Annotated in this window: 14 protein-coding genes; all 14 read right to left on the reverse strand. The window is 34.1% G+C overall.

Going from position 1 to position 13,781, the window contains the following annotated elements; genetic code table 11:
* Positions 1 to 8: 8 nt before the first annotated feature.
* On the reverse strand, positions 9 to 614 hold the full coding sequence (locus E5D58_RS08775; RefSeq protein WP_168796665.1) for a hypothetical protein: 606 nt from the start codon (positions 612 to 614) through the stop codon (positions 9 to 11).
* A complete protein-coding gene (gene rpoN, locus E5D58_RS08780) occupies positions 614 to 2,074 on the reverse strand; it encodes an RNA polymerase factor sigma-54 (protein ID WP_136481491.1) in 1,461 nt (486 codons plus the stop codon). Before rpoN ends, E5D58_RS08775 begins: the two co-directional genes overlap by 1 nt.
* A gap of 95 nt (positions 2,075 to 2,169) precedes the next feature.
* Positions 2,170 to 2,826: a hypothetical protein gene (locus E5D58_RS08785; RefSeq protein ID WP_136481492.1), complete on the reverse strand. Its 657-nt coding sequence runs from the start codon at positions 2,824 to 2,826 to the stop codon at positions 2,170 to 2,172.
* Positions 2,826 to 3,656 (reverse strand): ABC transporter permease, encoded by an 831-nt coding sequence (locus E5D58_RS08790; protein ID WP_136481493.1) that lies wholly within the window; start codon positions 3,654 to 3,656, stop codon positions 2,826 to 2,828. Before E5D58_RS08790 ends, E5D58_RS08785 begins: the two co-directional genes overlap by 1 nt.
* 6 nt (positions 3,657 to 3,662) lie before the next feature.
* On the reverse strand, positions 3,663 to 4,511 hold the full coding sequence (locus E5D58_RS08795; RefSeq protein ID WP_136481494.1) for an ABC transporter ATP-binding protein: 849 nt from the start codon (positions 4,509 to 4,511) through the stop codon (positions 3,663 to 3,665).
* Positions 4,508 to 5,074, reverse strand: a complete 567-nt coding sequence (locus E5D58_RS08800; protein WP_235835880.1) for a hypothetical protein — start codon at positions 5,072 to 5,074, stop codon at positions 4,508 to 4,510. The genes E5D58_RS08795 and E5D58_RS08800 overlap by 4 nt, the downstream gene beginning before the upstream one ends.
* A gap of 74 nt (positions 5,075 to 5,148) precedes the next feature.
* Positions 5,149 to 6,582, reverse strand: coding sequence for an asparagine--tRNA ligase (asnS, locus tag E5D58_RS08805; RefSeq protein ID WP_136481495.1), 1,434 nt, complete (start codon positions 6,580 to 6,582; stop codon positions 5,149 to 5,151).
* Positions 6,583 to 6,700: 118 nt separating this feature from the next.
* The gene (locus tag E5D58_RS08810) at positions 6,701 to 9,103 is read right to left on the reverse strand and encodes an efflux RND transporter permease subunit (protein WP_136481496.1); all 2,403 of its coding nucleotides are present in this window, start codon (positions 9,101 to 9,103) and stop codon (positions 6,701 to 6,703) included.
* 187 nt (positions 9,104 to 9,290) lie between these two features.
* The gene (frr, locus tag E5D58_RS08815; protein WP_136481497.1) at positions 9,291 to 9,848 is read right to left on the reverse strand and encodes a ribosome recycling factor; all 558 of its coding nucleotides are present in this window, start codon (positions 9,846 to 9,848) and stop codon (positions 9,291 to 9,293) included.
* A gap of 52 nt (positions 9,849 to 9,900) precedes the next feature.
* On the reverse strand, positions 9,901 to 10,608 hold the full coding sequence (gene pyrH / locus E5D58_RS08820; RefSeq protein WP_136481498.1) for a UMP kinase: 708 nt from the start codon (positions 10,606 to 10,608) through the stop codon (positions 9,901 to 9,903).
* Positions 10,609 to 10,786: 178 nt separating this feature from the next.
* Entirely contained in the window at positions 10,787 to 11,761 is a 975-nt protein-coding gene (gene tsf, locus E5D58_RS08825) for a translation elongation factor Ts (RefSeq protein ID WP_136481499.1), read from the reverse strand.
* 85 nt (positions 11,762 to 11,846) lie between these two features.
* Positions 11,847 to 12,629: a 30S ribosomal protein S2 gene (gene rpsB / locus E5D58_RS08830; RefSeq protein WP_136481500.1), complete on the reverse strand. Its 783-nt coding sequence runs from the start codon at positions 12,627 to 12,629 to the stop codon at positions 11,847 to 11,849.
* A gap of 224 nt (positions 12,630 to 12,853) precedes the next feature.
* Complete coding sequence (rpsI, locus tag E5D58_RS08835; protein ID WP_136481501.1) at positions 12,854 to 13,240, reverse strand: 30S ribosomal protein S9; 387 nt, start codon at positions 13,238 to 13,240, stop codon at positions 12,854 to 12,856.
* The gene (rplM, locus tag E5D58_RS08840; RefSeq protein WP_136481502.1) at positions 13,240 to 13,695 is read right to left on the reverse strand and encodes a 50S ribosomal protein L13; all 456 of its coding nucleotides are present in this window, start codon (positions 13,693 to 13,695) and stop codon (positions 13,240 to 13,242) included. Before rplM ends, rpsI begins: the two co-directional genes overlap by 1 nt.
* Positions 13,696 to 13,781 lie beyond the last annotated feature (86 nt).

The raw sequence follows: 13,781 nt of genomic DNA on the forward strand, positions 1-13,781 counted from the left end.
GTATAAAACTATATCCAATAAGGGGTTAGGATTAATTGGGGAAGAGCTCCCAGAACAAGGCCTAAAATTAGCTCGGCAAAGCTGTGAGCTTTCATGTGTAATCTTGAGGTTGCAACAGCTCCTAATATAATGCTTGTTAAGGCAAGTGTTTTATTAATATTTATGCTAAAATGAATACTTAGGGCAATAAAAAACATAAATAGCCCGGAAACACCTATCATATGCATACTTGCTTTAACTTTTAGTAAGACTAGAATAAGACAACTTAAAGCAGAGAATAGAATCCCTAGAAAGAAGAAGTACAACTCAATAGCTTGTGTTGGCGTGAGTATTTTTCGAATCACTACAAATAGAACCAAACAGTTTAGAACAAGTGGAATAATACGCTCTTTAGTCGATTTTAAGTATATTGAATTAACTTTGCCTAAGATTTTTAGAAGGAAATAAAGTACAATAGGCAGAAGAACCGTTAGTATTAAAACAGAGATTAATTTAGCTTTTATAACTTCTGGTGCAATATATCGTGGTGATTTTGAAAAATAGAAAATGACACCGGCTAAAGGCATTACTATTGGATGGAAAATATAAGAAATACTTTTAAGTAGTTTTGCCATTATATTTTTTTGCGTAACCTCGCTACAGGAATGTCCAGTTGCTCCCTATATTTAGCAACTGTGCGCCTTGCAATTGGATATCCTTTTTCTTTTAAAATGGAGGCCAGGGTCTCATCAGTTAAAGGCTTTTTCTTGTCCTCTTCATCAATAACCGTTTCTAATATTTTTTTTATTTCACGCGTTGAAACATCCTCTCCTTGGTCATTTTTCATGGATTCAGAGAAGAACTCTTTAATTAGTTTTGTTCCGTAAGGGGTATCCACATATTTGCTATTGGCAACCCTGGAAACGGTTGAAACATCCATATTTATCTCGTCGGCTATATCTTTAAGAATCATGGGTTTCAAGTTGCGCTCATCTCCAGTTAAAAAATATTCTTTCTGATAATGCATTATGGCACTCATGGTAACAAATAAGGTTTGTTGCCGCTGTTTTATCGCTTCAATAAACCATTTTGCGGCATCAAGCTTCTGCTTAATAAAAACAATAGCGTCTTTTTGCGATTTAGACTTCTCTTTTGAGTCTTTGTAACCCTTTAGCATATTATTGTATTCTCTGGAAACATGAAGGGCTGGTGCATTTCTGCCGTTAAGGGTTAGTTCTAGTTCGCCGTCAACTATTTTAATGGCAAAATCAGGAACCACATGTTCAGCTATTCTATTATTTCCAGCATAAGAACCCCCAGGTTTTGGGTTTAAATGCTCAATTTCTGAAATTGCACCTTTTAGTTGGCTTTCAGAAATATCAAACTTTTGAAGTAGCTTTTTGTAGTGCTTTTTGGTAAATTGATCAAAGGCTCTGTCAATAATAGCTATGGCTAGTTCAGTATTTTCATTTTGTTGTTTTCTATGCAGCTGAATGCTTAAACATTCTTGTAAATCTCTGGCTCCTACCCCTGCCGGGTCTAATTGATGTACAATTTTTAAAACCTTTTCAATGTGTTCTTCGGTAGTATAAACATTTTGAGTAAATGCCAGATCGTCCATAATATCACATAATTCTCTTCTTATGTATCCACTTTCATCAACACTTCCAACAAGAAATTCAGCAATATCACGTTCTTCTTCAGATAGTCTGTAGGTGTTTAATTGATTGATTAAATGTTGCGTGAACGAAGTGCCTGCTGCATAGGGCATGCTTTTTTCATCATCGTCAGTACTATAATTATTCGCTTGCGTTCTATAATCAGGTATTTCATCATCACTTAAGTACTCATCAACATTTATGTCGTCTGCATCGATGGATTCATTATCATTTAAATCATCGGAAGAATTATCCAAGTCTTTATCTAAATCGTTTACATTGTCTTCTTTTCCACCTTCTAGAGCTGGATTCTCTTCCAGTTCTTGTTTTAAACGTTGTTCAAAAGCTTGTGTGGGCAACTGGATCAATTTCATTAATTGAATTTGCTGCGGAGACAGTTTTTGGGATAATTTAAATTGTAAATGTTGTTTCAGCATATTTTTGGATTGCTTAATATCAAAAATAAATAAATTACATTAAATACAACCATTACTTTTTGAGCTTTTACCCAATATAATAACGTCCTAAAATTTTAGTTAGAAATTGGCCTTAAAGTAACTGCTGTGTAGTGAAAGTCGAGATGAATTATACCTGTTTTCGGTTCGTTGGAGTTATAATTTTCTTTGTCGATCTGGGCATCCTTACCCATATATTTCAGTGGAATTCTAATACGCTCTATTTCGAATGCTACATCAATATTCTTCGGGAGTACGTCCGAATTTTTGTGGTAAAAAAGGTTTACCGTATACATACCATCTTTTTTAGTGCTTATTTCATATTGCGAAATCCTTTTTTGTACGGTATCTATAGAAACTGTGGCAATGGAAAAATCAGCCTTTTTATTAGTAGGAATAATGTTAACTACTTTATAATTGCTTTTAGGATCAGTCCCCCTATCTACTGTTATAAAAGGATTCTCAAATAATTGATTTAAGGATACATCTAACCCTTTTTTGGGTATCAATACAAAATCTTCAGAAAAGACTCTAGTATTTTGTCCAACTTGATATTCAATTCTAGCGCGTTTCTCAGGAATATTAACAAAACTGATATCCACATTTAGTTTTACTTCAGCAGAAAAAGACTGAATGGAATCAAGTCGGTTTTGAATATATAAAATATCTGTATCAATACTTTGCGCATTAAGTAAGCTAGTGGTAAGGATGTAAATGATTGATAAATAACGCATTAGGCAACGTCTTTTTTGGTGAAAATGATTGTTCCTATAAATATGGTAACAAGGGTATATAGAATAAGAATTGAGGTGTTCATATAAACTTGGTTCCAGGGAATATTATAATAGAATAGATATTGCCACGTATCGTTGAGTTTTACGTACAGCCAAGTATCTAAAAAATAATTTCCAAAATCTACTTTTAATAGCAAATTAGACAGTATTAAGAAAAAAGCACTGACAATCCATGTTGTGGTTGCTTCTTCAAAAATTATAGCAAAAGTCAAGCTAATCACTGAAAAGAATACCATGGAAATAGCTCCGGTGGCAAAAGCCCATTTTAAACGGCTAAAAGCCTCGGAAGATTCAAAAAAGTTCAAAGTATCCAAATAAACAATAAGGTCTCCTTTTCCAAAAATGCTATACGAAAGCATAAAGGTAGTAACAGCCAAAAACAAAACAATCAGTATTGTAAATACGATAGCAACCACGTATTTAGTCAGAATAAACTTTGTTTTTGAAACTGGCTGAAGCATAATGCTCAGGATGGTTCTTTCCTTATATTCTGAGGTTAGTGTACCAGATATGATAATAATTAGGATTAATGGTAAATGAAACCATAGGGTGTTTAATATAAGATAGCTAAGTAGGTTTCCATTGAGTAAATTACCTTCAAAATGAAATGATTGCTGAAGGTTGTCTAATAAAATGTCTAGCACATTTTGACCTTGAGAGAACGCACTAAACAGAATAATAATTTCAATCAAAAAAATGGCCGCTAAGGCATAGTATGTTTTTTTCTGTTTAAATAGTTTAAACGTCTCAGTAAGCATTAAATGTCTCATCCGGTTTTAATTTTCAAACAATTTGTCCATACTAATCTCTGGAGTAAATGCACTTATTTTAATATTTTCTTGCTGCAGTTTTTCAAAGACTTCCCATATGTGGTCTGGGCTAAGAGTAACGATGGCCTGATTACCATTTATTTTTGCATTAAAGGTTTTTAAAACATTTGAAGACGATATATTAGAAGCCATTATCTGGTATGCAACTGTACTCTGTCTTAAAATATCTTCTGTGGTACCTGATTTAATTACGACGCCATTCTTTAAAACCACAAGTTTATCGCAAATTTTACTAAGCTCATTAATAATATGAGATGACATAAGAACAGCAAGTTTCTTTTCTTTAGCAAGTGTTACAATTAACTTTTTAAGAGACGTTATACCCATTGGGTCCAACCCAGAAAATGGTTCATCTAATATAAGACATTCGGGGTTATTAAGTAAAGCAATTGCGATACCCAATCGTTGTTTCATACCCATAGAAAAGTTTTTAACAGGGTCTTTTCTGTCTATGGAAAGTCCAACTTCGTTAAGCTTGTTATTTATAAACGTGGAATTAGCTTTTAAACCTTGTATTTTGGCAAAAACTTTCAAGTTTTCGGAAGCATTTAAATATTCGTATAAGGCTGGTTTTTCAATAATACCTCCAATGGGTTTAACTCGGTTAGAGCTAATTGTAACTTCACCAGTGTCAGGTGTTAATACATTAAGAAGAATTTTAAATAAAGTTGACTTCCCGGATCCATTAGCTCCAAGGATTCCAAGTATTTCACCTGCATTGCAAGCAATAGATACCTTATCTAGCGCTTTTAAAGACTTAAACGATTTTGATAGGTTATGTCCAGTAAGTATCATAAACCTGTTTGCTGCTGCAGCTTTCTGAAATCGAATTTAGCTTCATAACCTTTTTCTAGAAACGTTCTTTTCCAGAAATACTTTTTAAACAAAAACAAAGGGTCTTTTATCATAAAATAAGGAATATAATGATACCATTTAATACCTTTAGAGATGTAGTAGTTACTCACTTGTTCTTCAAGGCCAAGCTCTTTGGCAGCTACTAAGGCAGCATTTCGCTGACATTTAGAGCCTATATAAAGGTTGCATATTCTTTTTGTAACTCCATAAATGTAAAATTGATCTTTAGCTCTTTTATAGTTCTGATAACGAGACCAGCCATCCATGATAACAAGGAAAATATGAACGAATGAAAATAAAAAACAAACAAGCCAAAAACCAATTACCCATTTTGACGACTCAAAAAAAGCAGCTTTTAAACGGATCCAGTAAAACCAAGATTCTAAGATAAACAGAAACAGAGAGTAGTATAGAAGTCTTCCTACTTCTAGGTAAGACCAAAAAGGCGAAGGTTGGTGGGGAAGCTCTTTTTTTCTTATGCTATTTAAGGCTATGGACTGCAACTCTAATTTTTAAGTTAAAGTAGTATAATTTTTATGCAGAAACAAACCTTGGCTATTATTAAATGTTATAAACCTTAGAATTCGGCATTTAGGGGAGTTCTTGGATAAGGAATAACATCTCTAATATTGCTCATGCCGGTTGCAAACATAACTAAGCGTTCGAAACCTAAACCAAATCCAGAATGTATGGCGGTTCCATATTTGCGCAAATCTAGATACCACCATAGCTCTTCCTCGGGAATATTAATAGCGGCCATTTTTTGTTTAAGTACCTCTAGGCGTTCTTCACGTTGCGCTCCTCCAACAATTTCCCCAATTCCAGGGAATAAAATATCCATAGCTCGAACTGTTTTACCATCGTCATTAAGGCGCATATAAAAAGCTTTAATATTGGCAGGGTAATCAAATAGAATGACAGGACACTTAAAGTGTTTTTCAACAAGGTAGCGTTCGTGTTCACTTTGTAAATCTGTACCCCATTGGTCTATTAGGTATTTAAACTTCTTTTTCTTGTTGGGCTTGCAATTTCTAAGAATATCAATTGCTTCCGTATAGCTTACGCGTTTAAAATGATTATCCGTAACAAAGTTCAATTTTTCAATTAAAGTCATGTCGTTACGCTCATTCTGGGGTTTTCTCTTATCTTCATCCTGCAGGCGCTTGTCCAGAAACTCTAAGTCTTCACGGTTATTGGTAAGTATATGTTTAATGACCGATTTCATGAAATCTTCGGCTAAGTCCATATTACCAGCTAAATCCATAAAAGCAACTTCTGGTTCAATCATCCAAAATTCTGCAAGGTGACGTGACGTATTAGAGTTTTCTGCTCGGAATGTAGGGCCAAACGTGTAAACTTTTCCTAATGACATAGCGTAGGTTTCAGCTTCTAACTGACCAGAAACCGTTAAATTAGTTTCTTTACCAAAAAAATCTTTTGAATAGTCAACTTCTCCCTCCTCTGTTAAAGGGGTGTTTTTGGGGTCTAGGTTACTTACTTTAAACATCTCGCCAGCACCTTCTGCATCACTTCCAGTTATAATAGGCGTATGCATGTAGTAAAATCCATTGTCATTAAAGTATTTGTGAATCGCAAAAGAAAGAGACGAACGTAAACGCATTACGGCGCTAAAAGTATTTGTTCGTGTTCTTAAATGTGCATGCTCCCTAAGAAACTCAAAAGAATGTTTCTTCGGTTGGATTGGATAGGTTTCAGGGTCTGAATCTCCTAATATTTCTAATTCTTTAACTTGTATTTCAACATGTTGTCCTTTTCCTTCACTTTCTGTTAGGTCACCTTTTACAGAGATAGCCGCTCCAGTTGTGATGCGTTTTAGAGTTTCCTCATCAAAACTTTCAAAATCAACAACACATTGTATATTTTTTATAGTAGAGCCATCATTTAGTGCAATAAATCTGTTTGCCCGAAATGTTCTTACCCATCCTTTAATTTCTACTTCTTGTTCAGTTAGATCTTGAGCTAATAATTCTGAAACTGTTTTATTGAGCATAAATACTAGTTTTGAAATGTAAATATAAAGGATTCAATGATTAAAATTATAAATATAAAATCAAAAAATAAGCGGAAATTTAACGAATTGAGCATAATTATCTAAAAATATGTAATTTCTATTCATTATACGTAATCTCATCGCCCTCTTCGTCAGGTATGATATCAATGGGGGGTTTTCTTAACACTTCTTTATTTGCAATATTTCTTTCTAATGATAATAATAGAGAGGGTAATAATAGTAGGTTTGATAGCATTGCAAATAGTAACGTTGCCGAAACAAGTGCTCCCAACGCTACCGTACCACCAAAACTAGAAATAGTAAATACTGAAAAACCAAAAAATAGCACTATTGAGGTATAGAACATACTTACACCGGTTTCTCTTAATGCACCATAAACAGATACTTTTATTTTCCAGTTATTGGCTTGTAACTCCTGTCGGTATTTTGCCAAAAAGTGTATCGTATCGTCTACAGAAATTCCAAAGGCAATACTAAAAACTAAGATTGTAGATGGTTTTATAGGAACTCCCAAATAGCCCATTAAACCAGCAGTAACTAAAAGTGGTAATAAATTAGGAATAAGCGAGATTATAATCATTCTGGCCGACCGAAATAAATAGGCCATAAAAAAGGCAATTAGTATAATGGCTAGGGACAGGGAAATGGCTAAATTCTTCACTAAATACTTGGTTCCTTTTTGAAATACGAAAGCCTTACCGGTCATGGTGACATTGAATTTTTCACTTGGAAAAACTTTATCAATTTCGCTTTGTAAGTTCTCTTCAATACGCTCCATTTTATCGGTGCCTATGTCTTTCATAAAGGTGGTTATCCTAGCATATTGTCCTGTACTATCAACAAAATTTTTAAGCAAATCGACGTTCGAAGACGAATTTTTGGCGTATGATAAAATAAAGCTATTCTCTTGGGAAGTAGGGAGTTGATAATACTTGGTTTTACCATTGTAATAAGCTTGCTTAGAGTATTTTACTAACCCTACAACAGAAATAGGTTTTGATAGTTCGGGAGTTTCAATAATCTTATCCTCTAAGGCATCCATGCGCTTAAGAGTAGACAGTTTCATAACACCTTTCTTACGTTTGGTATCAACCATAATCTCTAGTGGCATAATACCATTAAATTCGTCTTCAAAAAAACGAATATCTTTAACAAACTCGGAGTTTTGTGGCATGTCTTCAATTAAGCTACCAGAAATTTTTATTTGGTAAATTCCAATAATGCTAACTATTAATAAAATAACAGCTGTAGCATATATTGTAATACGCCTGTGTTTTACCATGCGTTCCATCCAATCAACAAAACCACCAATCCAACGTCTATTAAGGTGTTCTAAATGGCGATCTTTAGGATAAGGTAAAAAAGTGTATACAATAGGTATAATAAGTAGACATAAAATAAAAATAGCTAGTATGCTTAGAGAAGCTACAACACCAAATTCTTTTAAGAGCTTACTTTCAGTTAAAATAAAGGTGGCAAATCCAGAGGCTGTCGTAACATTTGTCATCAAGGTGGCATTACCTACTTTGGTAATAACACGTTGTAATGATTTAACTTTATTACCATGCAGTTTAACTTCATGCTGATATTTATTGATTAAAAATATACAGTTTGGTATACCTATAACAATAATTAAAGGAGGAATAAGTGCTGTAAGAACTGTAATTTCGTAATTTAAAGCGCCAATAATGCCCAATGTCCACATAACACCGATACAAACTACAATTAAAGAAATTAAAGTGGCTCTAAAAGACCTAAAAAAGAAAAAGAAAATTAGCGATGTCACTAATAAAGCGGCAAATACAAATAATCCAATCTCATCGACAATATTTTGAGAGTTTAATGTTCTTATATAAGGCATCCCAGATACTCTTACATTGAGATTGTTGTCGTTTTCAAAGGATTCAATTAAAGGTAAGAGTGTATTGGTTACGAAGTCTTTCCTAATCGGTGTATTTACAATATCCTTTTCCAGATAAATAGCTATTCTAATAGTTTTTGTTTCCTTATTGAACAAGAAATTATCATAAAAGGGATATTGTTGAAATAATTCTTTCTGAAGTAAACTAATTTGCTCTAGGGAACTAATAGAATCTTTTATAAAGGGTTCGAGTGCAAAGCGCTCATTTTGGGTGTCTTTAATAAGCTTCTGAAGATCTTTAATTGAAATGACTGTTTCGACAGCATCAAATTGTTTAAACGTTTCTGAAAGCTTATTCCAAGCATTTAATTTTTCAACAGAAAAAACGGTACTGTCTTTAATGCCTAAAACAATAAGGTTCCCTTCTTCTCCAAAGGTTTTTAAAAACTCATTATAGGCAATATTTACTTCATGATCGTCGGGTAGGAGGTTAGCCTCGTTATTGGTAAGACGCATGTTTTCCCATTTCAAGCTCAATAGAAATGTGGCAATGGCTATGGCAATAAGAATAATGATTTTATTCCTTAAAATTATTCTTGCTGTAACGTCCCAAAAATCTTTGGTTAAAAGTTTAATCATGCTCTAAAATAAAGATTCGCAAAGGTAGAAAAAAGAGGCATAATACCTCATTATGAGGCGTTAAATAAATGGGTGCGGACTAATTTAAAACTGGAATAACTTAAAATGCTTCAGTTTTCGCAGGCTTTAGGTAGTAAGAAATAAAAACCATAAAAAAAGGAGCGATATTTAATATCGCTCCTTTTTTTTACACGGTCATGATTTCATTTTCCTTATGTTCAAAGAGCTGATCTGCGTTTTTCACATATTTGTCTGTTAGCTCTTGAATATCGATTTCGGCATTTTTTTTCAAGTCTTCCGATATATCATCGTTTTTTTTCACGTCGTTCATAGCGTCTTTTCTTGCCGTTCTAATACTAACTTTGGCGTCTTCAGCTTCAGATTTCGCTTGCTTTGCAAGATCTTTACGACGTTCTTCGGTTAAAGGAGGGACATTAATAATAATTGTTTCTCCATTATTCATTGGGTTAAACCCCAGGTTTGCATAGGCAATACCTCGTTCTATTTCCTGAAGCATACTCTTTTCCCATGGTTGAACCGTTATGGTGCGTCCATCCGGAGTGTTTACATTAGCTACTTGGCTTAAAGGCGTTTGCGTACCATAATAATCAACCATAACACTTCCTAACATGGAAGGACTTGCTTTACCTGCTCTAATGTTTAGAAATTGTTTTTTAAGATGTGCAATAGCATTATCCATTGCTTCTTTTGTGGTATCTAATATAAATTGTATGTCTTCGTTCATTGTCTTATACGTTTTTAAGTTACAAAGGCTTGTTCAAAAACTACGCCAAGTATTATACATTTACTACCGTTCCAATATTTTCGCCAGAAACAACCTTTAGTAAGTTGCCTTTCTTGTTCATATCAAAAACAATAATGGGCAATTCATTTTCTTGACTTAAGGTAAATGCCGTAGTATCCATAACTTTTAATCCTTTTCTTAATACGTCGTCAAATGAAATACTTTTAAATTTCACAGCGTTATTGTCTTTTTCAGGATCGGCATTGTAAATACCATCAACTCTGGTTCCTTTTAAAATAACATCGGCTTCAATTTCAATAGCTCTAAGCACAGCTGCCGAATCTGTAGTAAAATAAGGATTTCCTGTTCCACCGCCAAAAATTACAACACGCCCTTTTTCAAGATGTCTCATAGCCTTTCTTCTTATAAAAGGTTCGGCTACTTCATTAATCTTTATAGCTGTTTGAAGTCTAGTTGGTATATTTGCATCTTCCAAAGCACCTTGAAGTGCCAAACCATTAATAACCGTGGCCAACATACCCATGTGATCACCTTGAACACGATCCATGCCTTTACTAGCACCAGCTAAACCTCTAAAGATATTACCACCACCAATAACGATAGCTACTTCAATGCCTTTATCTGTAATAGTTTTAATGTCTTGAGCATATTCTGCTAACCTTTCTGGATCAATACCATATTGGCGTGTTCCCATTAAGGCTTCACCTGATAGTTTGAGGAGTATTCTTTTATATTTCAAAATAAGTGTTTTGATTTGTGACGTTTTCGCAAGTGCAAAAACTAGAGTTGTGCAAAACTACACATTTTTTTTTTCTTTTGAATTTTTATAAACCTTATATTTTAAGATAAAAAAGCCACTATTCATAATTGAATAGTGGCTTTGTATAATGGTTTTCGCTTAGGCGAAATGAGATAAATTATCCTACTGAAGCACGTTTAAAACCTGAAATTTCAACCTCACCGAAAGTAGATACATATTCAGCAACGGTTTTCTTTTCGTCTTTAATAAACTTTTGATCTAATAAACATTGTTCTTGATCTAAAGTCGTGTTATCAGAGATGAAACGATCCATTTTACCTGGTAAAATTCTATCCCAGATTTTTTCTGGTTTACCTTCAGCTGCTAATTCTGCTTTAGCGTCAGCTTCAGCTTTTGCCAAAACTTCAGGAGTTAACTGTTGCATTGAAATGTATTGAGGTACATTTTTAAGTGTTTTACCTAAACGACCTAATTCAATATTGTCTTTTTCAATAACTGCAATTCTTGCTTCTGTTTCTGAAGCTACATATGCAGGATCAAAATCTTTGTAAGATAATGAAGTTGCTCCCATTGAAGCGACTTGCATAGCAACATCTTTAACTAAAACTTCGGCGTTATCTACTTTAGCGGTTAAACCAACCAAAGCAGCAATTTTGTTAATGTGAACATAAGAACCAACAAAAGGAGCTTCTAATTTTTCAAAAGCTTTGATGTCTAGTTTTTCACCTATAACTCCAGTTTGCTCAACTAGTTTTTCTGCAACGGTCATTCCTCCAAAATCGGCTGCTAAAAAGGCGTCTTTAGAATCGTACTTTAAGGCTACTTCAGCTAATTCGTTAGCTAAAGCTAAAAAGTTTTCATTCTTACCAACAAAGTCAGTTTCACATCCTAAAACAATAGCAACGCCAGCAGTTTGGTTTGCATTAATTTTAGAAACAGCAGCACCTTCAGAAGAATCTCTATCGGCTCTTTTTTCAGCTACTTTTTGACCTTTTTTACGTAATACTTCTATGGCTTTGTCAAAGTCTCCTTCAGCTTCAACTAAAGCTTTTTTGCAGTCCATCATTCCTGCACCAGTTGCTTGTCTTAATTTATTAACTTCAGCAGCTGTAACTTTTACTGTAGTACTCATTGTAATTATAATTTAAAAAAGTCGTTCAATTTATTTCTGCGAAGAAAAGAACTAAACGACTTATTTGTGTTGTATTAATGTTATTCTATTCTTCTTCTTCAGCAACAGCTTTAGGAGCTGGAGCCGCTTTTGCTTTAGGAGCTTGTTCTTTCTCTTTAGCTGCTGCACTAGCTTCTTTCTCAGCTTTACGCTCTGCTAAACCTTGAGATATTGCAGATGTTACGTGAGTTAAAATTTTATCAATTGATTTAGAAGCGTCATCATTTGCAGGGATAACATAATCAACCTGACGTGGGTCTGAGTTGGTATCAACCATAGCAAAAATTGGAATGTTTAATTTTTGAGCTTCTTTAATCGCGATGTGCTCACGCTTAATATCTACAACAAATAAAGCGCCTGGTAAACGTGTCATATCGCTAATAGACCCTAAGTTTTTCTCTAACTTAGCTCTTAAACGATCAACTTGTAAACGCTCCTTTTTAGATAATGTGTTAAACGTACCGTCTTTCTTCATTCTATCAATAGAAGCCATTTTTTTAACAGCTTTTCTAATAGTAACAAAGTTTGTTAACATACCACCTGGCCATCTTTCAGTGATGTAAGGCATGTTAATTTCTCCAGCTTTTTCAGCAACAATATCTTTTGCTTGTTTTTTTGTTGCAACAAATAAAATTTTACGACCTGAAGCAGCAATTTTTGCTAATGCTGCACCAGCTTCATCAATTTTAGCTGCTGTTTTGTAAAGGTTTATAATATGGATACCGTTACGTTCCATATAAACGTAAGGAGCCATGTTTGGGTCCCACTTACGTGTAAGGTGTCCGAAGTGTACACCTGCTTCAAGTAATTCTTTTACTTCTACTGCCATTTTGTAATAGTTTACGTTCTGTTGAATTAGCAATGTTCCATTTGGCTTTTCGCTCTTGGCTTCATTTAGATGCTAAACTAATTCCTGTCTTTTGTTAAAAGTTCAGGACAACAATAACTGTTTTAAATATTTAAGCTGAAATTTTTTCAGCTTCTTTTATTAATATGATTGAATATGTTTGGAGTAACTGATAAACAGATACTGAAACAAGTTCAGCATGTATATTAACGCTTTGAGAATTGGAATTTCTTACGAGCTTTCTTCTGACCGAATTTTTTACGCTCTACCATTCTTGGATCTCTTGTTAATAAGCCTTCTGGTTTTAAGATAGATCTGTTCTCAGCATCAACTTCGCACATTGCACGAGAAATTGCCAAACGAACAGCTTCTGCTTGTCCAGTAATACCACCTCCATATACATTTACTGTAATATCAAAGTTGGCGTCATTGTTAGTCAAAGCTAATGGTTGTTTTACTTTGTACTGTAAAGTAGCTGTAGTAAAATAATTAGCTAAGTCTTTTTTATTAATTGTAATGTTACCTTTTCCTGGGGCAACATAAGCGCGCGCAACAGCCGTTTTTCTACGGCCAATTTTGTGAATTACATCCATTATTTGAATTCGTTTAAGTTAATTGTTTTTGGCTTTTGAGCGTCGTGTTTATGCTCTGAACCAACAACAACTGTTAGGTTACGGAATAAATCTGCTCCTAATTTGTTTTTAGGTAACATTCCTTTAACTGATTTTTCTACTACTCTTGCAGGGTTTTTTCCGTACAATTCTGTAGCAGTTAAACTTCTTTGACCTCCTGGGTAACCTGTGTGACGAATGTATGATTTCTCAGTCCATTTGTTTCCAGATAACGTGATTTTTTCAGCATTGATAATAATTACATTATCTCCGCAATCAACATGAGGTGTGAAGTTTGGCTTGTGTTTACCTCTTAAAAGTTTTGCAACTTTAGAAGCTAAACGACCAAGCGCCTGACCTTCAGCATCAACCAAAACCCACTCCTTATTTACAGTAGCTTTGTTTGCTGAAATCGTTTTGTAGCTTAATGTGTCCACACTAATGATTTTTTTAATTATTAAACATTCCTCTCTCAAAAAGAGTTTGCAAATTTACGATAAACTATTGGATTACCAAACCTAGT

This window comes from Cognatitamlana onchidii (assembly GCF_004804355.1).
GTDB lineage: Bacteria > Bacteroidota > Bacteroidia > Flavobacteriales > Flavobacteriaceae > Cognatitamlana > Cognatitamlana onchidii.

Bases quoted from the DNA above. Each gene is read 5' to 3' on its own strand.
- E5D58_RS08775 (WP_168796665.1), bottom strand. From the start codon at position 614: ATGGCAAAACTACTTAAAAGTATTTCTTATATTTTCCATCCAATAGTA.
- rpoN (WP_136481491.1), bottom strand. From the start codon at position 2,074: ATGCTGAAACAACATTTACAATTTAAATTATCCCAAAAACTGTCTCCG.
- E5D58_RS08785 (WP_136481492.1), bottom strand. From the start codon at position 2,826: ATGCGTTATTTATCAATCATTTACATCCTTACCACTAGCTTACTTAAT.
- E5D58_RS08790 (WP_136481493.1), bottom strand. From the start codon at position 3,656: ATGAGACATTTAATGCTTACTGAGACGTTTAAACTATTTAAACAGAAA.
- E5D58_RS08795 (WP_136481494.1), bottom strand. From the start codon at position 4,511: ATGATACTTACTGGACATAACCTATCAAAATCGTTTAAGTCTTTAAAA.
- asnS (WP_136481495.1), bottom strand. From the start codon at position 6,582: ATGCTCAATAAAACAGTTTCAGAATTATTAGCTCAAGATCTAACTGAA.
- E5D58_RS08810 (WP_136481496.1), bottom strand. From the start codon at position 9,103: ATGATTAAACTTTTAACCAAAGATTTTTGGGACGTTACAGCAAGAATA.
- frr (WP_136481497.1), bottom strand. From the start codon at position 9,848: ATGAACGAAGACATACAATTTATATTAGATACCACAAAAGAAGCAATG.
- tsf (WP_136481499.1), bottom strand. From the start codon at position 11,761: ATGAGTACTACAGTAAAAGTTACAGCTGCTGAAGTTAATAAATTAAGA.
- rpsB (WP_136481500.1), bottom strand. From the start codon at position 12,629: ATGGCAGTAGAAGTAAAAGAATTACTTGAAGCAGGTGTACACTTCGGA.
- rpsI (WP_136481501.1), bottom strand. From the start codon at position 13,240: ATGGATGTAATTCACAAAATTGGCCGTAGAAAAACGGCTGTTGCGCGC.